The sequence below is a fragment of the Actinoplanes oryzae genome (genome assembly GCF_030757795.1).
Lineage (GTDB): Bacteria > Actinomycetota > Actinomycetes > Mycobacteriales > Micromonosporaceae > Actinoplanes.
The window spans coordinates 24,769-45,440 of the sequence record NZ_JAUQWH010000047.1; the positions used below are offsets into that span (position 1 = coordinate 24,769).

The 20,672-nt window shown below is 72.1% G+C and carries 18 protein-coding genes; 3 read left to right on the top strand and 15 right to left on the bottom strand.

The window, feature by feature from the left end:
- Positions 1–3 precede the first annotated feature (3 nt).
- From RBH18_RS17560 to RBH18_RS17575, 4 genes are read right to left on the bottom strand one after another with little or no spacing between them, the layout of a single operon-like run.
- On the bottom strand, positions 4–1,296 hold the full coding sequence (locus RBH18_RS17560) for a hypothetical protein (protein ID WP_306209026.1): 1,293 nt from the start codon (positions 1,294–1,296) through the stop codon (positions 4–6).
- On the bottom strand, positions 1,293–1,892 hold the full coding sequence (locus tag RBH18_RS17565) for a hypothetical protein (protein ID WP_306209028.1): 600 nt from the start codon (positions 1,890–1,892) through the stop codon (positions 1,293–1,295). Before RBH18_RS17565 ends, RBH18_RS17560 begins: the two co-directional genes overlap by 4 nt.
- A 29-nt stretch (positions 1,893–1,921) precedes the next feature.
- Complete coding sequence (locus RBH18_RS17570) at positions 1,922–2,959, bottom strand: hypothetical protein (protein WP_306209030.1); 1,038 nt, start codon at positions 2,957–2,959, stop codon at positions 1,922–1,924.
- A gap of 35 nt (positions 2,960–2,994) precedes the next feature.
- Positions 2,995–4,125, bottom strand: coding sequence for a LuxR C-terminal-related transcriptional regulator (locus RBH18_RS17575; protein ID WP_306209032.1), 1,131 nt, complete (start codon positions 4,123–4,125; stop codon positions 2,995–2,997).
- A gap of 349 nt (positions 4,126–4,474) precedes the next feature.
- Here RBH18_RS17575 and RBH18_RS17580 point away from each other — a divergent pair, with 349 nt between their 5' ends.
- Positions 4,475–8,152: a tetratricopeptide repeat protein gene (locus tag RBH18_RS17580; protein ID WP_306209034.1), complete on the top strand. Its 3,678-nt coding sequence runs from the start codon at positions 4,475–4,477 to the stop codon at positions 8,150–8,152.
- Positions 8,153–8,160: 8 nt separating this feature from the next.
- Here RBH18_RS17580 and RBH18_RS17585 read toward each other — a convergent pair whose 3' ends face one another.
- Together RBH18_RS17585 and argH are read right to left on the bottom strand one after the other, a co-directional pair.
- The gene (locus RBH18_RS17585) at positions 8,161–8,598 is read right to left on the bottom strand and encodes a hypothetical protein (protein ID WP_306209036.1); all 438 of its coding nucleotides are present in this window, start codon (positions 8,596–8,598) and stop codon (positions 8,161–8,163) included.
- 59 nt (positions 8,599–8,657) lie between these two features.
- Positions 8,658–10,139 (bottom strand): argininosuccinate lyase, encoded by a 1,482-nt coding sequence (gene argH / locus RBH18_RS17590; RefSeq protein ID WP_306209038.1) that lies wholly within the window; start codon positions 10,137–10,139, stop codon positions 8,658–8,660.
- Here argH and dapE point away from each other — a divergent pair.
- Positions 10,122–11,189, top strand: coding sequence for a succinyl-diaminopimelate desuccinylase (gene dapE, locus RBH18_RS17595; RefSeq protein ID WP_306209040.1), 1,068 nt, complete (start codon positions 10,122–10,124; stop codon positions 11,187–11,189). The two genes, argH and dapE, sit on opposite strands and share 18 nt — an antisense overlap.
- A gap of 2 nt (positions 11,190–11,191) precedes the next feature.
- Here dapE and argG read toward each other — a convergent pair whose 3' ends face one another.
- From argG to RBH18_RS17640, 9 genes are read right to left on the bottom strand one after another with little or no spacing between them, the layout of a single operon-like run.
- Positions 11,192–12,436, bottom strand: a complete 1,245-nt coding sequence (gene argG, locus RBH18_RS17600) for an argininosuccinate synthase (RefSeq protein WP_306209042.1) — start codon at positions 12,434–12,436, stop codon at positions 11,192–11,194.
- Positions 12,436–13,332 carry a hypothetical protein gene (locus tag RBH18_RS17605; protein ID WP_306209043.1) on the bottom strand — a complete coding sequence of 299 codons (897 nt, stop codon included), beginning with the start codon at positions 13,330–13,332 and terminating at the stop codon, positions 12,436–12,438. The genes argG and RBH18_RS17605 overlap by 1 nt, the downstream gene beginning before the upstream one ends.
- Entirely contained in the window at positions 13,329–13,832 is a 504-nt protein-coding gene (locus RBH18_RS17610; protein WP_306209045.1) for an arginine repressor, read from the bottom strand. The genes RBH18_RS17605 and RBH18_RS17610 overlap by 4 nt, the downstream gene beginning before the upstream one ends.
- On the bottom strand, positions 13,829–14,758 hold the full coding sequence (argF, locus tag RBH18_RS17615) for an ornithine carbamoyltransferase (protein WP_306209047.1): 930 nt from the start codon (positions 14,756–14,758) through the stop codon (positions 13,829–13,831). The genes RBH18_RS17610 and argF overlap by 4 nt, the downstream gene beginning before the upstream one ends.
- On the bottom strand, positions 14,755–15,915 hold the full coding sequence (locus RBH18_RS17620; RefSeq protein WP_306209049.1) for an acetylornithine transaminase: 1,161 nt from the start codon (positions 15,913–15,915) through the stop codon (positions 14,755–14,757). Before RBH18_RS17620 ends, argF begins: the two co-directional genes overlap by 4 nt.
- Positions 15,912–16,778, bottom strand: a complete 867-nt coding sequence (gene argB, locus RBH18_RS17625; protein WP_306209051.1) for an acetylglutamate kinase — start codon at positions 16,776–16,778, stop codon at positions 15,912–15,914. The genes RBH18_RS17620 and argB overlap by 4 nt, the downstream gene beginning before the upstream one ends.
- On the bottom strand, positions 16,775–17,947 hold the full coding sequence (argJ, locus tag RBH18_RS17630) for a bifunctional glutamate N-acetyltransferase/amino-acid acetyltransferase ArgJ (RefSeq protein ID WP_306209053.1): 1,173 nt from the start codon (positions 17,945–17,947) through the stop codon (positions 16,775–16,777). The genes argB and argJ overlap by 4 nt, the downstream gene beginning before the upstream one ends.
- Positions 17,944–18,945: an N-acetyl-gamma-glutamyl-phosphate reductase gene (argC, locus tag RBH18_RS17635; RefSeq protein WP_306209055.1), complete on the bottom strand. Its 1,002-nt coding sequence runs from the start codon at positions 18,943–18,945 to the stop codon at positions 17,944–17,946. The genes argJ and argC overlap by 4 nt, the downstream gene beginning before the upstream one ends.
- A gap of 16 nt (positions 18,946–18,961) precedes the next feature.
- The gene (locus tag RBH18_RS17640; protein ID WP_306209057.1) at positions 18,962–19,843 is read right to left on the bottom strand and encodes a LysR family transcriptional regulator; all 882 of its coding nucleotides are present in this window, start codon (positions 19,841–19,843) and stop codon (positions 18,962–18,964) included.
- 72 nt (positions 19,844–19,915) lie between these two features.
- Between RBH18_RS17640 and RBH18_RS17645 the strand changes: the two genes are divergently transcribed.
- Positions 19,916–20,638 (top strand): SDR family oxidoreductase, encoded by a 723-nt coding sequence (locus RBH18_RS17645; protein WP_306209059.1) that lies wholly within the window; start codon positions 19,916–19,918, stop codon positions 20,636–20,638.
- The last annotated feature ends 34 nt before the right edge of the window (positions 20,639–20,672 follow it).

Sequence of the window (20,672 nt, forward strand, 5' to 3'; positions counted from 1 at the left end):
CGGTCAGCGGCGGGCCAGTTGGCGGTAGAACGCGGTGGTGATGCGCCCCGGTGGGGCGAGTCCCCGGTCGAGCGCGGAGCGGGCGGCGCCGATCAGGAAGCGCTCCGGGATCACGCCCGGATCGGTGCCCCGCGCGAGGCGTTGCGCCGCCTCGTCGACCATGGCCTGCTCCTTCGGCGCGAAGCGGAGCACCTCCGTCAGCCGACGACCACCGAGCGACGGGTACGGCGTCAGGCACATCGCCTCCACGACCAGCGGCACGACCCGCGGCGCGCCGCGCAGGACGACCGGCGGGATCGAGCCGCCCGGGTCGCCGGGGTAGAGCCGGGCCCACAGCCGGGCGTACTGGTCGGCCTGGGCCCCGAAACCCATCCGGCGCAACAGGTCGATGCTCAGACCCGGGCGCAGGTACGGGGTCGGGTGCGGCCCGGTCCGGCTGTACGCGACCACCGTGGCGGGCGCCCGGCCGACCACGTCCAGCAGGGAGGCCACCACGGCCGGGCCGCCGAGCAGCAGCGCGCACAGATCGGCGAAGGTCTCCCGGTGCCAGCGGAGCCACACCGCGCGTACGGGATCGGGCACGCCGGCCTCCGCGAGCACCCGCGCCAGCCGCTGCGGGATCGCCCGCGCGAGCCCGAGATCGTTCTGCAGGTTGTGGCTGACCTCGTGCAGCACGGCGCCGAGCGTCCACGGGTTGACCAGCCGGTGGTACGGGAGCTGGATCAGCGGGAACGGGTTGAGCCGGCTGCCCAGGCGCCGCAGCGGGATGTTGCGCCGGAACGTCGCCGGCGAGAACCCGGTCCGCATGTACGAGAACGGCGCCGGCGCCGGGATCGAGCGCGCGGTGCCCAGATTGACGTACGCGGTCTGGTAGCAGTCCAGCGCGATCCGGTCACAGGCGTGCAGCCGGTCCGCGACCCGCGACTGGCGCTGGCCGAACAGCTCGAAGTAGAAGTCCCACACCCGCTCGACGGCCCGGACCCACACGTGCGCGCGTTCCTTGTGCCGCAGCACCCGGTGCAGCGCCGGGGTCGCCGGATCGCCGGTCGCCGCCCGCACCGCCTCGACCGCGGCGCGCGTCTCGGTGGTCAGGGTCGCGCGCAGCTCGGCCATGAGCCGGTTGACCTCGCGGACATGCCCGGCACTGGGCGCGCCCGGGGCGCTGCCGAACTCCTCCTCGCCGAACGGGCGCAGCGCGGTCAGGTGCCGTTCGACGTTGACCGCCTGGGTGGCGAGCCAGCCGGGCAGCAGCGCCGCGGCGGCCGGTGCGGGTCTTGCCGCGACCGCAGTGCTCACGACGGCTCCTGACGGATCGTGGCGTGGAAGCGGGCGTCGGCCGTGGCCGAGGAGGTCCACGCGGCGACGCACGCGACGGGATCGGCCAGCAGCCGGCGGGCCGCGGCGGCCAGGGCGACGACCGGGTCGCTGCGGTCGGACGCCGCCTCGCCGACCAGGGCGGGCACCAGGCGGAGCAGGGGGCGGATCGCGGGGTCGGAGTGCAGGCCGCGGACCAGGGCGGTCACCGCCGGCACCAGCACGGGTACGCTCCCCGGCGCGCCCGCCACGCCCACCATGGCCCCGCCCGCGGCGGTGGCCTCGCCCTCCGACGCGGCGTCCGCGGCCAGGTGCCCCAGGTGTTCCAGCAGGTCGCCGGGGGCCGGGCCGGTGGGCGCGTACCGGCCGTTGGGCAACCGCGACCGCATCCCCGCCGGCTCCGGCGCGGCGGGCGGGCCCGGCACCACGTGGCGCAGCACCAGCCGGTGCGCCGCCTCGGCCAGATCCCGCAGCGGGCGCGGGGCGGGATCCCGGCGCGCGGCCCCGGCGAGACGGCGGAAGAACTGCTCCGTCTCGCCGGGGGCGGTCCCGTCCGCGGCGCCGGCCGTGCCGTTCAAGGAGTGGAGGGTCACCGTTGGCCGCCGTCTCAGAAGCGGCGGGCGGGCTGCTGGCTCCGTCCGGGCGCCCCGCGGCGACCGGCCGGCGGCAGGCCACCGCGGCGGCCCGGCTGGCGGCGGGCGGGGCTGTGCCCGTTCGAGCCGCGCTGACCAGGTGCCGGACGGCCCACGGCGGGAGTGGTCCGCCGCACCGCGGTCACGGTGCCCCGGGCGTTGGTGGCGAGGGCGCGGCGGGCGGCGGCGGGGCGGCCCAGCACGCGACGCGTCTGACCGGCCATGACCTGCGCGGCCCGGCGCGGGGTAGGCCGGCGGCCGGCGGCACTCTGGCGGCACAGGGCGCGGGCGGTGCCCCGGACGATCGACGGCACCATCCGGATCGCCGGGCGCAGGTTGCGGCGCCGCCACAGCAGCCGGGTCAGGGCCGCGGAGCCGCGCACCAGCGGCGCGATGACCTGCTCCAGCTCGGCGCGCTCCCGGGGGCTCAGCGCGTTCACGGTGGCGGCCCCGATCATCGCCTCCGCCTCGGCCTCGGTGGCGGCGCGGGAGGCCACGGCGGCCATCATCTCGGCAAGCGCCTGGGCCGGGGTGGCGGCCATCTCCTCGTACTCGTCCTCGGACTCGCCCTCGTCCTCGAACTCGTCCTCGTACTCCTCCTCGAACTCGCCCTCGCGCAGCAGCTGGGCCACGCCGCGCCCGAGGGTGGCGCCCAGCGGCCCGCCGACGGCACCGCCGACGATCGGGGCGGCGACCCGGGCGACCTGCCGCAGCACCGGCGCGGCCCGGCGCACGAACCGGCCGGCGGAACGCAGGGCCCGGCGGAAGAACTCCTCCGCCTCGTCCTCGCCCTCGTACTCCCCCTCGTCCTCGAACTCGAACTCGTCCTCGAACTCGCCCTGGCCCGGCCCGGCGTAGTCCTCGAACTCGTCCTCCTCCTCGCCCTGGCCGCCGAGCAGCCCGCCGATGCCCCGCGCGATGGTTCCGAGGAACTCCTCGCCCTCCTCCTCGAACTCCGCCTCGTACTCGAACTCATCCTCGGTCTCGTAGAGCGTGCGCTGGCCAGTAGCCATCTCCGGACCCTCCCTCGCGCGGATTCCTACGCCGGTCAGGAAACCGTGTCCGCCCGTTCGGGGACAGTCGCGTCTTCGGGGGAGACATCTCTGTGCGTCGCTCGAACGTGCGACTCGCTGCCCAGCAGCCGGGCCACCATCGCGGCCCGCGAGTTGACGCCCAGCTTCGAGAAGATCCGCCGCAGATGCGTGGCCACCGTCCACGCGCTGATGCCCAGGTGGTCGGCGATGGCCTGATTGGTCTGCCCGGCCGCGACCATCCGGGTGATCTCGAGCTCGCGCGGGCTCAGCGAGGCGGGCAGGGCCGCCCGCGAGCACCGGCACCGCACACCGTCCACAGTCACATCGAGCAGCCACGCCTCCCCCGGCGCCACGGTCGCCACCGGCGGCGGATTGCGGGCCAGGGCGGCGACGAGCCGGCGTACCAGCTCGCGGACCTCGGGGTCGTCATGCGTCATGATGCCTCCTGTCCGCGCCGGTGCGTGCAGTAGGGCATCCAACCTAGACCGGGCCGACCAGGCACGGAAGGTGACTGACGGCATCCCGTCGCAGGGGCGGATCACCAGGTCTCCAGGCCGGCATCTCGACGCTGCGCGCCGATGACGTGGTCGGCCAGCTTGCGGACGGTGGCGGCCTGGGTCGTGCTCGCGGGCAGAGTGAGACCGGCCGCGGCGGCGATCGCGATCAGGTCGGCCTTGGTCGCCTTCGGACGGCGTGGCGGCAGCGGTCGGCGCGACTGCAGGATCGCCACTCTCGCCGGCCTCGGCGAAGTAGCTCGGATTGCTGCGGACGGAGGACTCGAGCACCCGCATGCAGCAGGCCGCCCGCAAGTTCTCGATCGGGCTCCGCTGGGCGATCACCGGCAGCTCCGAGCGGACCTGGGTCATCGCGAAGGAGACGCCGGCGAAGCGCGGATCGATGCGCTCGCCGTTCCGTTCCGCCCCGGCCTCGTTGTATCGCTGAGCGAGCCGCCTGGCGCTCACCTTGAGGTAGCCGATGCCGATGGTCGACAGGTAGTCGGGTTTCGCCGGCACGAGGATGAAGTCGCTCGCCACGATCCCGGTCTTGGTGACCAGGCCGAAGTTCGGCGCGCAGTCGAGCAGGACCAAGTCGTAACCCTGGAAGGCCGGGGCGGCCCGCAGCGCCTCGGCGAGGTAACCGTGCACCTGCAGGCCGCTCGCGCAGCTCGGTTCTCCACTCCTCGACGGTGAAGAACGAGAAGGTGAGGTTGGTCTGCGGGTCCGGGTCGACCATCAACACGCGGTCGCGGTCGCGGCCACGGCCCGCCGGGGCCATGTCAGCGATCCGACACCGAGCCACTGATCCGGCTATTCACCAGGGACAGCACCTTCCGCCGTGGCCCTACGGGGTCACCGAAAAGGAAGCGAGCGTTGCCCTCCGTTTGAGCGGCAAGGACGGTGGTGCGGCGGCCGACGCAGAGGTGCAGAGGCCGCAAGTGCTGGGGCCGAGGTGGCGCAGAGGGCCGCCCGCGCGCCTGGTCCACAATGGGTGACTATGAAGGGCCAGAGCGTCAGGAACAGCATCGTGTTCGGCGACGTCATCCAGGTGCAGGCCGATGGTGACGTCGTCATCGAGCGGTCCCGCGCGCCGTACCGGGTCACCGAGTTTCCGGGCCCTTCCGCGACGCTGAGTCTGGAGCAGGCCGTTCGCCAGCCGAGCCGCCTGCTGCACGCGCGCTACGCCGTCGTGCCCTTCCAGGGCCGTGACGACGTGCTGCGGCATCTGACCGGATGGCTGGCCGGGCCGGACCCGGTGGCAATCCACCTGCTGCACGGACCTGGCGGTCAGGGCAAGAGCCGGCTCGCAGCCGAGTTCGCCCGGCGCTCCCGGCAGTCCGGCTGGCAGGTCTGGCGGGCCGATCACGGCGCGGAGCCGGGGTCGAGCACCGTCCCGCTGCCCGCCGCGGGCCGTGGGCTGCTGGTCGTCGTCGACTACGCCGACCGCTGGCCGGCCGGCGACCTGGAAATGCTGGTCCGTCACCTACAATCCGTCGCAGCGCGAACCGGAGCGATCGTGCGTGTCCTGTTGCTGGCGCGCGCGGCGGGCTTCTGGTGGTCGGTGGCCGGCACCGGCTTCGATGCCGGAACCGAGGACATCCGGCTCGACGCGCTGTCCGGCCCGGCCGGTCGCGACGACCAGTTCCGCCAGGCCCGCGACGCGTTCGCCCGGGCGCTGGGCCGGGACGCCGACCTGATCGAGCCCCCGGCGGAACTCGCTGGGAACGACTTCACGCACGTCCTGGCCGTGCACATGGCCGCCTTGGTGGCGGTGGACGCCACGATCACCCGTACCGGTGTCCCCACCTCGGCCCCGGGCATCTCGGAGTACCTACTGCACCGGGAAAGGGCTTACTGGAGTGGTCTCGGGCTGCGAACCGATCCCGCCACACTGGGCCGTACCGTGTTCGCCGCGACCTTCGTCGGCGCCCTGCCGCCACGACAGGCCGTCGAGGCCCTCATAGCCGCCGACCTGGCCCGCGACCACGAGCACGCGCGCCGGATCCTCGACGATCACACCACCTGCTACCCGCCCGAACTCGACCGGACCGTCCTCGAGCCGTTGCACCCGGACCGGCTCGGCGAGGACTTCCTGGCGCTGACCCTGCCGGGGGCCCGGCGGCCGACGGCGTTCACCGACGCATGGTCGGCCGAGGTACCCCGATCGGTTCTCAACCCGAATGCGGTGACCGTCCTGATCGAGACCGCTCACCGCTGGCCGCACGTCGCCCGCGACCATCTCTTCCCGATGCTGCGTGCGGAGCCGCAACTCGCCGCGGCGGCCGGCGGGGCCGCGCTCGTCCGGCTCGCCACCGTGCCCGAGCCCGATCATGAGGTGCTGGGGACGGTGGGCGCGCTGATCGCCGAGTCCAAGCTCCGGGGGTTCGAGGCTGGGCTGGCCGCCATCGCCACGGTGCTCGCGCCTTCGCTGCTCGATCGGGCCAAGGATGACTGGGAGCGGGCAGAGCTGAGGTTCAGTCACGCCGAGGCGTTGTCCCGGGCCGGACGCTACGACGACGCCCTGCCGTTGTACCGGGCCGCGGCGCGGTACTTCGAGGGGCGGCCGGACCTGCGTCCCTTCCTCGCCGAGACGCTGATCAGCGAGAGTGAGATTCTGGCCCGGGCCGGCCGGCATGCCGAAGCGCTCGGCCTGGCCGAGGAGGCCGTCGCCCACGCCCGGCGCGCCGCGGCTGACGACGACGGGCACACGTCGCTGCTCGCCAAATGCCTCAATCTGCTGGGGGCACGGCTGGAGGACAGCGGGCGTCTGGACCGGGCGCTCGCCATTGTCGAGGAGGGTGCCGCTCTGGTCAGGGGGCTCGGCGAGGACTCCCTCAATCTGGCCGTTCACGAGATGACGCTGGGTAGCCGGCTGCTGGATGTGGGAAGGTCCGAAGAAAGCCTGGCGGTGACGGAGGACGCACTTCGTCTGTTACGCCGGCTCGCCGCCGATGATTCGCGAGCGGACTACGACGCCGAAATCGCCATCGCCCTCAACAACGTGGCGGCCGTTTACCTCAGTCTCGGTCGTCATCACGAGACGGACCGGACCAACGACGAGTTGCTCGAGATCCGACGCCGGCTCGCAGCCGTGGACCCGGTGAATTACGCCGTGGCCCTCGGCGGCTCGTTGAACAACGTGGCAAGCACCCACCTTCGACGAGGCCGCTTTGCCGAGGGCGTCGCGCTCGCCGGCGAAGCCGTCGCGGTCTTGCGGGAGCACAATCCACCACACGCGCCGGCACTGCTGGGCCAAGCATTGACCAACTATGCCAGCGCGCTCTATCAGCTCAAGCGGTTCTCCGAAGCGTTAGCCGCCGGTCAGGAAGCCGCTGACGTACTGAGCCGTCCGGCCGTGGAGCACAACCCCGCGCTGCGAGCCGATCGGGCGAAGGTCTGCATCAGTCTCGCGTCCATCCAGAGCGCTTTGGGCCGCACCGAGGAAGCGTTCGAGACCTCCGGTGAAGCCGTCAGTCTGCTGCGCGCCCTCCCCGCAGGATCTTCTGAGGGACAACAGCCGTGGTTGGCCTTGGCACTGATGAATCGTGGCAAGCTGGCGAGCGACCGGGACCGCATCGAGGATGCCACTCGGCTTACGGCTGAGGCGATCGCGCTCTACCGAGAGCTTCCCGGGCAACGCTCCTTTCTCGCCCAGGCGTTGACCAACCAGTGCATGAATTTTTCCCAAGCCGGCCGCATGGGTGAGGCGATCCCCCTGGGCGAGGAAGCCGTCATCCTCCGACGGGAGCTGGCCGCGGACAATCCTGGAGCTGAACGGAGCCAACTGGCCGATGCACTCGCCGCGATCAGCGCACCGCTTCTGATGGCTGACCGGACCTCGGAGAGCAAGGCAAGCCGGGCGGAGGCGCTCCGCATCTACGAGGAGCTGGCTGCCGAACAGCCGCGACTCTTCGCGGCGGGCGTCGCCGAGATGCGGGAACGCTTTGCCCTGCTCGCCGAGGTGGAACGCCGGCGCTCCGGACCATCGCTGCTCGTCGCGACAGCTGTCCGCGACCGGTTGGGGAACGAGACCTTGCAGGAAGCTGCCGCCAGCTTGCAGCCCGTTGATTGCCAGACCTGTGGCCGGCCGTTGGAGGACGGCCGGTCGACCCTGTGCGTGGACGACTTCGGGATCAGCGCGGCCGCCTCGCTGCACCACCCGCAATGCCGGGCCTCCGAGTGGCGCGACGCCGGCGACCAGGACGTCACCCGCCTGTCCCGTGCGGCGGCGGTGACCACGTGGACCGCGCGCTCGATGGTCGTTCCCGTCGCTGCTTCCCACGGCCGGACGGGCAGGGTCCCGGCGGTCATTGTCAATCCCGGTCTGGAGCAGGTCGAGCTCTGCCGGTCGCCGATCGGGACCTGGCAGGTGCGGCCGAACATCGGATATGCCGAGGCCGGCCTCTCCCGAGCCGGTGACCTGCACAGCATCCCGGCCGCTCCCGGCGTTCGCGCGCGGGTGATCGACGGCTCCCTCGTCGTCGACGCCGGGAGCTGGCCGCGACCGTTCGCGGCCGAGCCCTTCGACAGCGATCCGCCGGTCGAGTGGTTCCTGCTCTTCGTCACCTACGCCTTGGATCCCGGGGCGCTGAAGGAGAGGAGTGAAGTCCTGGAAGTGATGGGGCGGTTGACGGACCACCGCACCGTGGCGGGATGGGTGCGGGTCACGGCCTGAGCGCGGTGTCAGCGGTCGAGCTCCACGCTGCCCTCGACATCGCCGATCTGCTGCGCTGAGCCTCCTGCCCGGGTTCCCTCGACATGCTGTCCACCGCCGGCCGGGCGCTCGGTCACGGGGGCGACGGCATCGGCTCGCGGTGGCGACCCCATGCTCCGTCCGGAGATGCGTACGCTGCCGCGCACGCCCTGGATCTGGGTCACATCGCCACCCACCGTCGAGCCCCGGACCTGCTGAGTCGCGGCAGAAGGGCGCTCCTGACGACGCGCGAGAATGAATCCGTACAGCGTGAGCGGCAGAGTGGTCACCGCCACCAGGGCACCCGTGACACTGGCCCATTGGTCGGCCTTGTCGAGCCAGTGCGCCGCGACCAGGACGACGGCGAACACGAACAGCACGCCGCCGAGCAACGCGACGGCGATCCCGATCTTGCGCTTGGTAGTCACCTCCCCATGATGGGTGAAGGGCGCCGCCCGTGCGGGCGACGCCTTTCGCGCAGATGTGGTCAGCGGGGGACGACCTGGTCCTGGGCCCAGGTGCGCCAGGTGTCGAGCTTGTCGGAGGCGATCTGGAGCTGGTCGGCGACCGGGCCCGGGCCGGTGGAGCCCGGGGTCGTGCGGGCGGCCAGGGCGCTGCGGACCGACAGGACCTCGCGGACCGACGGGTCGAGGTGCTCGCTGACGGCCTTGAGGTCGTCGTCGGTGACGTCCTCGAGCTCGCACTCGCGGGCCGCGCACAGGGCGACCAGGGCGCCGGTGATCTCGTGGGCGTCGCGGAAGGGGATGCCCTTGCGGACCAGCCAGTCGGCGACCTCGGTGGCCAGGGAGAAGCCGACCGGGGCCGCGGCGGCGAGGCGGTCCACGCGGACGGTCATGGTGGAGATCATGCCGGCCAGGGCGGGCAGGAGGATCTCCAGCGTGTCGACCGCGTCGAAGACCGGCTCCTTGTCCTCCTGCATGTCGCGGTCGTAGGTCAGCGGCAGGCCCTTGAGCATGGTCAGCACCGCGACCAGGCCGCCGATGAGCCGGCCGGCCTTGCCGCGGGCCAGCTCGGCGATGTCGGCGTTCTTCTTCTGCGGCATGATCGACGAGCCGGTGGCGAAGGCGTCGTCGAGGATGACCCAGCCGAACTCGGTGGAGGTCCAGAGGACGATCTCCTCGCCGAGGCGCGACAGGTGGACGCCGAGCAGGCTCGTGATGAAGAGGAACTCGGCGGCGAAGTCGCGGTCGGCGACGCCGTCCATGGAGTTCTGCACCGGGGCGTGGAAGCCGAGCTCCTTGGCGACCGCCATCGGGTCCAGCGGCAGCGACGAGCCGGCCAGGGCGCCCGAGCCGAGCGGGGAGATGGCGGCGCGCTCGTCCCAGTCGCGCAGCCGTTCCAGGTCGCGGAGCAGGGGCTGGACGTGGGCGAGCAGCCAGTGGCCGAAGCTGACCGGCTGGGCGTGCTGCACGTGGGTCAGGCCCGGCGCCGGGGTGTCGACGTGGCGGCCGGCCTGGTCCATGAGGGCGTCGGCCAGCTCGACCACGGCGGCCGCGACGCCGCGGGCGTGGTCGCGCAGGTAGAGGCGCAGGTCGGTGGCGACCTGGTCGTTGCGGGAGCGGCCGGCGCGCAGCTTGCCGCCCAGGGTGCCGAGGCGCTCCAGCAGGCCGCGCTCGAGGGCGGTGTGCACGTCCTCGTCCTCGATCGTGGGGCGGAACTCGCCCGCCGCGCACGCCGACTCGAGGTCGTCGAGGGCGGCCAGCATCTGGCCCAGCTCGTCCGCGTCGAGCAGACCCGCCCCGGCGAGGACGCGGGCGTGGGCGCGGGAGGCGGCGATGTCGTACGGGGCCAGCCGCCAGTCGAAGTGCACACTGACGCTGAGCCGCGCGAGGGCGTCGGCCGGTCCACCGGCGAACCGGCCACCCCACAGCCTGGTCGGACCTTCGGTCTCCGGCACTGCCTTGCTCCTTAGATAGATAGGGTCACTCTCATGACGCTCGACCTGCATGATGATGTTGTCTCATTGACCCGTGCCCTCTGCGACACACCCTCCGTCTCCGGCGAGGAGGCCGCCCTGGCCGACGCCGTCGAGGCCGCGCTGCGCAAGCTGGGTCACCTCGAGGTGCTGCGCGACGGCGACGCGGTGGTCGCCCGCACGAGCCTCGGGCGGCAGAAGCGCATCGTCCTCGCCGGGCACCTGGACACCGTGCCGATCAAGGACAACCTGCCCACCCGCTTCACCGGGGAGGGCGACGCCCAGCTGCTGCACGGGCGCGGCACCTGCGACATGAAGGCGGGCCTCGCCACCCAGCTGCGCGTCGCGGCCACCGTGCCCGAACCGAAGCACGATCTCACGTTCGTCTTCTACGACAACGAGGAGGTCGCCTCGGTCAAGAACGGGCTCGGCCGGCTCGTCCGCAACCACCCCGAGTGGCTGGCCGGTGACTTCGCCATCCTGGGCGAGCCGTCCAACGCCAGCATCGAGGGCGGCTGCCAGGGCACGATGCGCGTGCGGATCACCCTGACGGGCAAGCGCGCCCACACGGCCCGCTCGTGGCGCGGCAGCAACGCGATCCACGCGGCCGGGAAGATCCTGGCCATTCTTGACGCGTACGAGCCGCGCAAGCCGGTCGTCGACGGGCTGCAGTACCACGAGGGCCTCAACGCCGTGAACATCCAGGGCGGCGTGGCCGGCAACGTGGTGCCCGACGAGTGCGTGATCGACATCAACCACCGGTTCGCCCCCGACCGCAGCATCGACGAGGCCTACGCGTACCTGCAGGAGGTCTTCGCGGGTTACGAGCTGGAGATCCGCGACCAGGCCCCGGGCGCCCGCCCCGGTCTGGACCAGCCGGCCGCGGCGGAGTTCCTGGCCGTCGTGGGCAAGGAACCCGCCGCCAAGTACGGGTGGACCGACGTCGCCCGGTTCGCGGAGCTCGGCATCCCGGCCGTCAACTACGCGCCCGGCGACCCGCTCCTCGCTCACACCGACGAGGAGTACGTGCCGGTCGCCGAGATCCGCGAATGCGAGCGCGTCCTGACCGCCTGGCTGTCCTGAGCTCACTTGTCCTGGGGGCCCGCGTTTTTCGCAATCGCGCCGGGGATGGCGTACATGTGGGCGAAGGCGCGGGCCTGCTCGCCGGTCCACAGCGACGAGCCGTAGCCGTAGACGACGCCCTGGCGGGTGGCCGCGTCCAAGAGGCTGTACGGGCTGCGGCTGCCCAGCGGGATGATGTTGCCCTTGACCAGCTTGACCCGGACGTGGCCGGTGACGCGCTGCTGGCTCGAGTCGAGGAACGCGCGGAAGTCGTCGAGGATCGGGTCGTAGTAGACGGCCTCGTGCAGCAGGTCGCCGTAGGTGTTGCCGAGCTGCAGCTTCGTCGCCTGCTGGCGGTTGCTGAGCACCAGCTTCTCCAGCTCGCGGTGCGCGGCGATCAGCGTCAGCATGCCGGGCGCCTCGAAGCCGACCCGGGCCAGGTTGCCGACCATCGTCGAGCCCATGTGGATGCCGCGGCCGACGCCGTGTTCCGCCGCGAGGGTGTTGAGCGAGCGCAGGATCGCGTAGTTCGGGGCGTCGCCGCCCGTGCCCTCGATCGGCACGCCGTCCGGGGTGGTCGCCGAGACGACCTCGCCCTTCACGAACTCCAGGATCAACTCGATGCCCGACGCCGGGGCGTCGTCGATCGACTTCGTGTAGGTCCAGGCGTCCTCGGGCAGGTAGTCCCAGGACCCGTACGTCTCCTTGCCGCCGATCGACGTGCCGATCAGGCCCTCGTTGATCGAGTACGTGGTGACCTTGTCCGGCGTGTGGAAGCCGTGCTGCAGCAGGAAGTCCCGCTCGAACTCGCGGGTCAGCCGCTCGTCGCGGATCGGCGTGATGATCTCCATCTGCGGCGCCAGCGCGCGGATCACCGAGTCGTAGCGCACGTGGTCCGCCCCGGCTCCGGTCGAGCCGTGCGCCACCGCGTCCGCGCCGTGGTCGAGGGCCGCCTGCACGACCTTCTCCGCCTGCACGAGCCGCTCGGCGCCGACACACGAGGGGTACGCGCCGTTGCGCAGATAGTTGGCCTTGACCGCGTACGTGATCACGCGCGAGTAGAGCTCCTCGCGCGCGTCGATGACGAAGTGCTCGGCCGCGCCCAGCTCCTCCGCGCGCTTGCGCACCACGTCGGCCTCGCCGCTGTGCAGGCCGCCGGTGTCGATGTTGGCGGTCAGCACCTCCCAGCCCTGCTCGCGCAGGGAGACGAGGGCGTACGACGTGTCGAGGCCGCCGGAGAACGCGAGGACGATCTTGCGCTTGGACATCAGATTCCTTCGATCGGGACTTCGAGGATCGGGACGTACGAGGTCCCGTCCTGCACGAGGTGGCCGGGGGGCAGCACGTAGAAGCGCGACTCCCGCGCCTCGATGCTCTTCTGCATGGCGCGCTGGCGCTCGTAGTCGAACGGGTCCAGCAGGAACGTCGGCTCCGGCTGGCTCTGGACGGGGTCGGCGGTGAAGTCGTTCTCGTAGACAAACGAGCCGGGCGAGGTGTGGAACGGCACGGTCGCGACCATGATCTGCAGCCGGCCGAAGCGGGTGTGCACGCGCAGGGCCGTGTTGTCGTACTGGGTCACGCCGTCGAGCTTCTTCGCCTGGTAGACGCTGAGCGCCAGGGCCTTGAGCGCGCGGCCGAGGCCGACGTTGGTCATGACGGACCACAGCGACCAGCCGACCCAGGTGCCGGTGGCCGCGCTGGGGTTCGCGCAGTAGCCACCGATCGGGATCGGCCCGCTGTAGCCGCTGGCCTGAGCCTTCTCGAACACGGCACGCAGGTGCTTCTTCGTCTCCTCGTCGAACGCGCTGGTCTCCAGCGTCGCGGTGAACAACGACTGGGGCAGCGCGGCGATGACGGCCGCCGACGGCATGAGAATGAGGTCGATCATCACCCACTGCGGCATCGGGATGCCCCGGTCGCCGAACGCGATGCCGTTGATCACGTTGAACAGGTTGAGGAACTCGTTGGTGTCCCAGCCCTTGGAGCCGGTCGTCTCGGTGAAGTCGAGCCAGTTCAGCTTGTGCCCGTACGGCGCCTCGTTGAGGTGCGGGCGCAGGGTGTCGTTGGAGGCGAGGTAGAACTCGACGCCGTGCGCCTGGAGCTTCTTCATGTTGTCCGTGAAGCCGGGGAAGAAGGCCTCGACGGCGGGCTGCTGCGCGATCACGGCAGGGTCCCTTCGTTGTCCGTACGGCTCCACGCCGTGAGCTTGTCGGCGAGGCGGGCGCCGGACCCGGTGTCGGTGGCGGGCTCGCGGGCCACGACCAGGATGGTGTCGTCGCCGGCGATGGTGCCGACCACGTCCGGCAGCCCGGAGCGGTCGAGCGCGCTGGCCAGGAACTGCGCGGCGCCCGGCGGGACGCGCAGCACCACGAGGTTGCCGCTGACGTCCACCGAGTTGAGCAGCTCGCGCAGCAGGCGGACGAGGCGGGCCGGGGCCTGTTCCACGGGACGCAGCGGGCGCAGGCCGTCCTCGGGGATCACGTACACGCCGCCGGTCTTGACGGCGCGCAGCTCCTCGAGGTCGCGCGACAGCGTCGCCTGGGTCACCTGGACGCCGTCCAGCGCGAGGAGCTCGGCGAGCTCCGTCTGCGAGCGGACGGCCTTGTCCCGTACCAGGTCGACGATCCGCGCGTGCCGCGCTGCACGCGTCCCGGGTCCAGTCATGCCTGGTTGACCTCCAGGAGCCAGGCCAGCAGCGCCTTCTGCGCGTGCAGGCGGTTCTCGGCCTGATCGAACACCGCGCTCTGCGGGCCGTCGAGCACCTCGTCGGTGATCTCCTCGCCGCGGTGCGCGGGCAGGCAGTGCAGCACGATAGCGCCCGGCGCCGCGTGGGCGAGCAGCTCCTGGTTGATCTGGTACGGCCAGAAGGGCGTACGCCGGTCCTTGCCGTCGTTCTCCTGGCCCATCGACGTCCAGGCGTCCGTGGCGAGCACGTCGGTCTTCGAGGCGGCCTCGACCGGGTCGCGCAGCACGGCGACCGAGCCGCCGGTGCTCGCGGCGATCTCGGTGGCGCGCGCGACGACGGCCGGGTCGGGGTCGAAGCCCTCCGGAGCGGCGACGCGCACGTGCATGCCCGCCGTGGCGCCCGCCAGCAGGGAGGAGTGGGCCATGTTGTTCGCGGCATCCCCCACGTACGTGAGGGTGCGGCCCTGCGTGGCACCCAGCCGCTCGCGGATCGTCTGCAGGTCGGCGAGCAGCTGGCACGGGTGGAAGCCGTCGGTGAGCGCGTTGATCACCGGCACGTGCACGTCCCGCGACAGGTCGGCGAGCCGGTCGTCGCCGTGGGTGCGGAAGACCATGGCCGCCGCGTAGCGGGACACGACCCGGCCCGCGTCCTGCAGCGACTCGCCGCGCCCGAAGTGGGTCGCCTGGGTGTCCACGATGATCGGGTTGCCGCCCAGCTCGGCGATGCCGGCCTCGAACGACAACCGGGTGCGCAGGCTGGCCTTGTCGAAGAACACCGCGACCGACTTCGGGCCCGCGAGCGGCCGGCGCGCGAACCGGTCCGCCTTCATCGCGGCGGCCAGCTCGAGCACCTCGTGCTGCTCGGCCGGGCTGAGGTCGTCGTCGCGGAGAAAGTGCCTGGTCACGGGAGAACCTCCTGGAACGCGGCCAGGAACGCCTCGGCCTGCTCGGTGCTGATGATGAGGGGCGGCGCCAGCCGGATCACGTCGGGCTGGATCGGGTTGACGAGGAAGCCGGCGTCGGCCAGCTTCGCGGCGAGGTCCTTGGCGATCGGCTCGCCGAGCGTGATGCCGAGCAGCAGGCCCGCGCCGCGGACCCCGGTGACGACCGGGTGGTTGAGGCCCTCGACGCCGCGGCGGATCAGCTCGCCGACCCGCTTGACGTGGTCGAGCAGCCCCTCCCCCGCGATCGTACGGATGACGGCCAGACCGGCGGCGCAGCTGATCGGGTTGCCGGCGAAGGTGCTGCCGTGCGACCCCGGCGTGAACAGGCCGGCCGCCTTGCCGAACGCGAGGGTCGCCCCCAGCGGCAGGCCGCCGCCGAGCCCCTTGGCCAGGGTGACGACGTCCGGCTCGATGCCCTCGCTCTGGTGGTGGAACCAGTGTCCCGTACGGCCGATGCCGGTCTGGATCTCGTCGAGCACGAGCAGCGCGCCGTTCCTGGTGCAGATCTCGCGAGCCGCGGCCAGATAGCCCGGCGGCGGGACGACCACGCCCATCTCCCCCTGGATCGGCTCCAGGATGACCATGGCCGTCTCCGGGGTGACGGCCGCGTCCAAGGCGCTGGTGCTGCCATAGGGGACATGCGTCACGTCACCGGGCAGCGGCCGGAACGGGTCCTGCTTCGAGGGCTGGCCGGTCAGCGCGAGCGCGCCCATCGTGCGGCCGTGGAAGCCGCCCTGGGTGGCGACGATGTGCGTGCGGCCGGTGAGCCGGGACAGCTTGAACGCGGCCTCGTTCGCCTCGGCGCCCGAGTTGCTGAAGATCACCTTGCCGGGGCGGCCGGCGAGGGCCAGCAGCAGCTCGGCGAGGGCGACGGTGGGCTCGGCGACGTACAGGTTGGAGATGTGCCCGAGCGTGCTCACCTGCTGCGTCACCGCCTGCACGACCGCCGGGTGGGCGTGGCCCAGGGCGTTGACGGCGATGCCGCCGAGCAGGTCGACGTACTGCTTGCCGTCCTCGGCGGTCAGCACCGCGCCCGCGCCGCTCACCAGGCCGATCGCCGGGCCGCCGTAGTTGTTCATCATCGACTGCGACCAGCGCTCGACGAGACTGCCGGTCATGACGGCACCACCATCGTTCCGATTCCTTCCGGGGTGAAGACTTCGAGCAGGGTCGAGTGGGGAACGCGGCCGTCGACCACGTGCGCGGCGGGGATGCCGCCCTGCACGGCGCGCAGGCACGCCTCCATCTTGGGCACCATGCCGGCCTCGAGGCCGGGGAGCAGCTTTTCCAGGGCGCCGGCGTCGATGCGCTTGGTCAGCGAGCTCGTGTCCGGCCAGTCGGTGTAGAGACCGGGGACATCGGTGAGGACGACGAGTTTCCTCGCTCGCAGCGCGACGGCCAGCGCGGCGGCGGCGGTGTCGGCGTTGACGTTGTGCACTACGCCGTCCCGGTCCGGGGCGACCGTCGCCACCACCGGGATGCGGCCCGCGGCGATCAGGTCGTCGACCGCCGCCGTGCGCACCTCGGCCACGTCACCGACCTGACCGATGTCGACCGGCTCGCCGTCGACGACCGCGTGCCGGCGGACGGCGGTGAACAGGCCCGCGTCCTCGCCGGACAGTCCGACGGCGAACGGGCCGTGCTGGTTGATCAGCCCGACCAGCTCGCGGCCGACCTGGCCGACCAGCACCATGCGGACCACGTCCATGGCCTCGGGGGTGGTGACGCGCAGGCCGCCGCGGAACTCGCTCTCGATGCCCAGCTTGGTGAGCATCGCCGAGATCTGCGGGCCGCCGCCGTGCACCACGACCGGGCGGATGCCGGCGTAGCGCAGGAACACCATGTCGGCGGCGAACTTCCGCTGCAGCTCGGGATTGATCATGGCGTTGCCGCCGTACTTGATCACGATCGTGCTGCCGTGGTACCGCTCCAGCCACGGCAGGGCCTCGATCAGGACCTCTGCTTTGTCTTCCGGGCTCATGTGCTGTAGGCCGAGTTCTCGTGGACGTAGGCGTGGCTCAGGTCGGTGGTCCAGATGGTGGCGTCCATCTCGCCCTCGTGGAGATGGATCTGGACCCGCACGTCCCGTTCGGACAAGTTGACCTTGGACCGGTCCTCGGCGGCGGCGCCGTTCCGGCAGATCCACACGCCGTTGATCGCGACGTCGATGCGGTCGGGCTCGAAGGCGGCCTTCGTGGTGCCGACCGCGGCGAGGATCCGGCCCCAGTTCGGGTCGTTGCCGAAGAAGGCCGTCTTGACCAGGTTGTTGCCGGCGACCGTGCGGCCGACCTCCACCGCGTCCGCCTCGCTGGCCGCGCCGAGCACCTCGATCGCGATGTGCTTGGTGGCGCCCTCGGCGTCCGCGATGAGCTGCTGCGCCAGGTCGTGACACGCGGCGGTGACCGCGGCCGTCAGCTCCTCCTGCGTCGGCTGCACGTCCGAGGCGCCGCTGGCCAGCAGCAGCACGGTGTCGTTCGTGGACATGCAGCCGTCGGCGTCGATCCGGTCGAAGGTGACCCGCGTCGCCTCGCGCAGCGCCTCGTTCAGCGCCTCGGATCCGGCCACGGCGTCGGTGGTGAGGACGACCAGCATGGTGGCGAGGGCGGGGGCGAGCATGCCGGCGCCCTTGGCCATGCCGCCGACGGACCAGCCGTCCCCGGCGACATGCACGTTCTTGGCGACGGTGTCCGTGGTCATGATCGCCTCGGCGGCCCGGCTGCCGCCCTGGCCGTCGAGGCCCTTGATCGCCGCGGTGACGCCGGGCAGGAGCTTGTCCATCGGCAGCCGCTCGCCGATCAGCCCGGTCGAGCAGACCGCCACGTCGCCGGCGCCCATCAGCACCGGCTTGGCCAGGCCCCGGAAGGTCGCGGCCACATGCTCGGCGGTGGCATGCGTGTCCCGGAAGCCCTGTGTGCCCGTGCACGCGTTGGCGCCGCCGGAGTTGAGGACGACCGCGCGGACCACGCCGCCCTTGAGCACCTGCTGGCTCCACAGCACCGGCGCCGCCTTCACCCGGTTGCCGGTGAAGACGCCGGCCACGGTGGAGTCGGGGCCGTCGTTGACGACCACGGCCACGTCGGCGTTGCCGCTGGCCTTGAGCCCGGCCGCGACGCCGGCGGCCCGGAAACCCTTCGGGGAGGTGACGGTCACGGCGCCACCCCGAAGACGCTCAGGCCCAGGGTCTCGGGCAGCCCGAGCATGAGGTTGGCGTTCTGCACGGCCTGGCTCGCGGCGCCCTTGCCCAGGTTGTCGAGGGCGCTGACCACGACGATCCGGCCGGAGTCGACGTCCACGGTCGCCTGCAGGTGACACGAGTTGGACCCGAGCGTCGCCGCCGTGTGCGGCCACTGGTTCTCCGCCAGCACGTGGACGAAGGGCTCATTCTGGTAAGCCGCTTCGAGCACCTCCCGCGGGTGCGTCCGGCCGACCGGCTTCGCCGTCACCGTGGCCAGGATGCCGCGGGGCATCGGCGCCAGCACGGGCGTCATCGACAGCGAGTCGGCGCCGGTCGCCTGCTTGATCTCCGGCACGTGCTGGTGGGCGCCGACCTTGTAGGGGCTCAGGTCGCCCATGACCTCGCTGCCGAGCAGGCTGACCTTCGCGCTGCGCCCGGCGCCCGAGGTGCCCGACGAGGCGACCACCACGACGTCGGCCGGGTCGGCCACGCCGGCGGCGATGAGCGGCGCCAGCGCGAGGCTGATGGTCGCGGCGTAGCACCCGGTGTTGGCCACCCGGTCGCTCGCGGCGATCAGCTCCCGCTGCCCCGGCAGCTCGGGCAGGCCGTAGGTCCAGGTGCCGGCGTGCGCTCCCCCGTAGTAGCGCTCCCACAGCGCGGCGTCGCGCAGGCGGAAGTCGGCGCCCAGGTCGACGATCTTCACCCCGCCGGGCAGCTGCGCGGCCAGCGCCGCCGACTGCCCGTGCGGCAGCGCCAGGAACACCAGATCGGCGTCGCCCAGCGTCGCCGCGTCGGTCGCCCCGAGCGTCAGGTCGAGCCCGGCGAGCTGAGGATGGACGGCGGCGACGGGCGTGCCCGCCTGTGAGTGCGCCGTGGCGGCGACGAGATCGAGCTCGGGATGCCCGGCGACGAGCCTGAGCAGCTCGCCCCCCGCATATCCACTCGCCCCGGCGACCGCGACCCGGATTCCCATACTTACCTCCGCATGACTATGCAGAGAACCGTATAACGTCATGCCACGCCGGGGCAAGCGCCCGCCGGTCGTGGAGCACCATCGTGCGCAGCGGCTCCTGGTCCGCCAGCGGCACGAAGGCCACGTCCGGGGGCGCGTAACGCGCCATGCTCAGGGGCAGCGCTCCCGCGCTCAGCCCGGTGGCGACCATTGCCAGCAGCGTGGTCACGTCGTCGACCTCCGCGAACTTGCGTGCCCGGAAGCCCGTGCGCTCACACATGCCGTGGATGCCGAAGGGCTGCTCGCGCACCGCGTCCCGGGCGATGGTGGTGAAGCTCTCCCCGGCGAGCTCGGTCAGCCGCACGCTCTCGCGCGCCGCCAGCGGATGATCGCGGTGCAGAGCCACGGCGAGCGGCTCGGCGGCGAGCTCGGCCACCTCGATCGGCGCGCGCACCGCCGGTGGGGTGAACCCGCTGGTCACCGCGACCTGCATCGTCCCCTCGGCCAGCTGCGCGCAGGCGTCCTCGATCCGGGTCTCGCGCACCCGCAGCCGGACGCCGGGCCGCGCGGCGGCGACGCGCCGCATCAGCACCGCGAGGCGATGGGACGGGACGCCCGGGGTCACGCCGATCGTGACCGGGCCCACCTCCCCGCGGATCGCCGCCTCGCCGGCCCGGATCGCCAGCCGGCTGGACTCCAGGGTGTCGCGCGCGTGCGGCAGGAAGGCGGCCCCGGCCTCGGTGAGCGCGACGCCCCGGCCGTCGCGCCGCACCAGCGTCATGTCCAGCGCCGCCTCGAGCCGCTGCAGCTGCTGGGAGACCGCGGGCTGCGCGAGCCCGAGCCGATCGGCGGCACGCCCGAAATGGCGCTCCTCGGCGACCGCCACAAAGCACCGCAGCCCCTTGAGGGAGATGTCCATAACGAAACGTTATCACCGCCATAATAGGGTCATATTGGACAGTTGCGCCCGGCCGTTCCTATCGTTTCAGGCATGGAGAAAGCAGCCTTGATCACCGCGTCCTCCCGGGGGATCGGCCGGGCGATCGCCCTGCGCCTCAGCCGCGACGGCGCGGCCGTGGTCGTCAATTACCAGCGCAATGAGGACGCCGCGAAGGAGGTCGTCGCCACGATCGAGCGGACCGGCGGCAGGGCCGTGGCCGTGCGGGCGGACATCGCCGTGCCGCAGGACATCACCCGCCTGTTCGACGAGGCGGTCCGCGCCTTCGGCGGGCTCGACATCGTGGTGAACAACGCCGGGGTGCGCGCCTTCGGCGCGGTGGCCGACCTGCCGCTGGACACCTTGGACGCCATCCTGGCCGTCAATGTCCGCGGCACATTCCTGGCCATGCAGCAGGCCGCGCGAATGCTCCGCGACGGGGGCCGGATCATCAACATCTCCACCGGCCACACCCGCGAGGCGAATCCGCATGTCGCCGCCTACGGCGGCGGGAAGACGGCGACGGAGTATTTCGGGCGCGTGCTCGCCAAGGAACTGGGCGGCCGTGGGATCACCGTCAATTCCGTGCTGCCCGGGCTGACCGACACCGACGGCCTGTCGCCGGACTTCCGGGCGAACGACGCGCTGCTCGGGCGCACGCCCCTGGGGCGGCTCGGCCGGCCCGAGGACATCGCGGACGTCGTCGCCTTCCTCGCAAGCGACGACGCCCGCTGGGTCACCGGCGACACGATCGCCGCCGCCGGCGGTCTCGTCTGAGACTGCGCCGGCGGCGGGACCGCGCACGGCACTG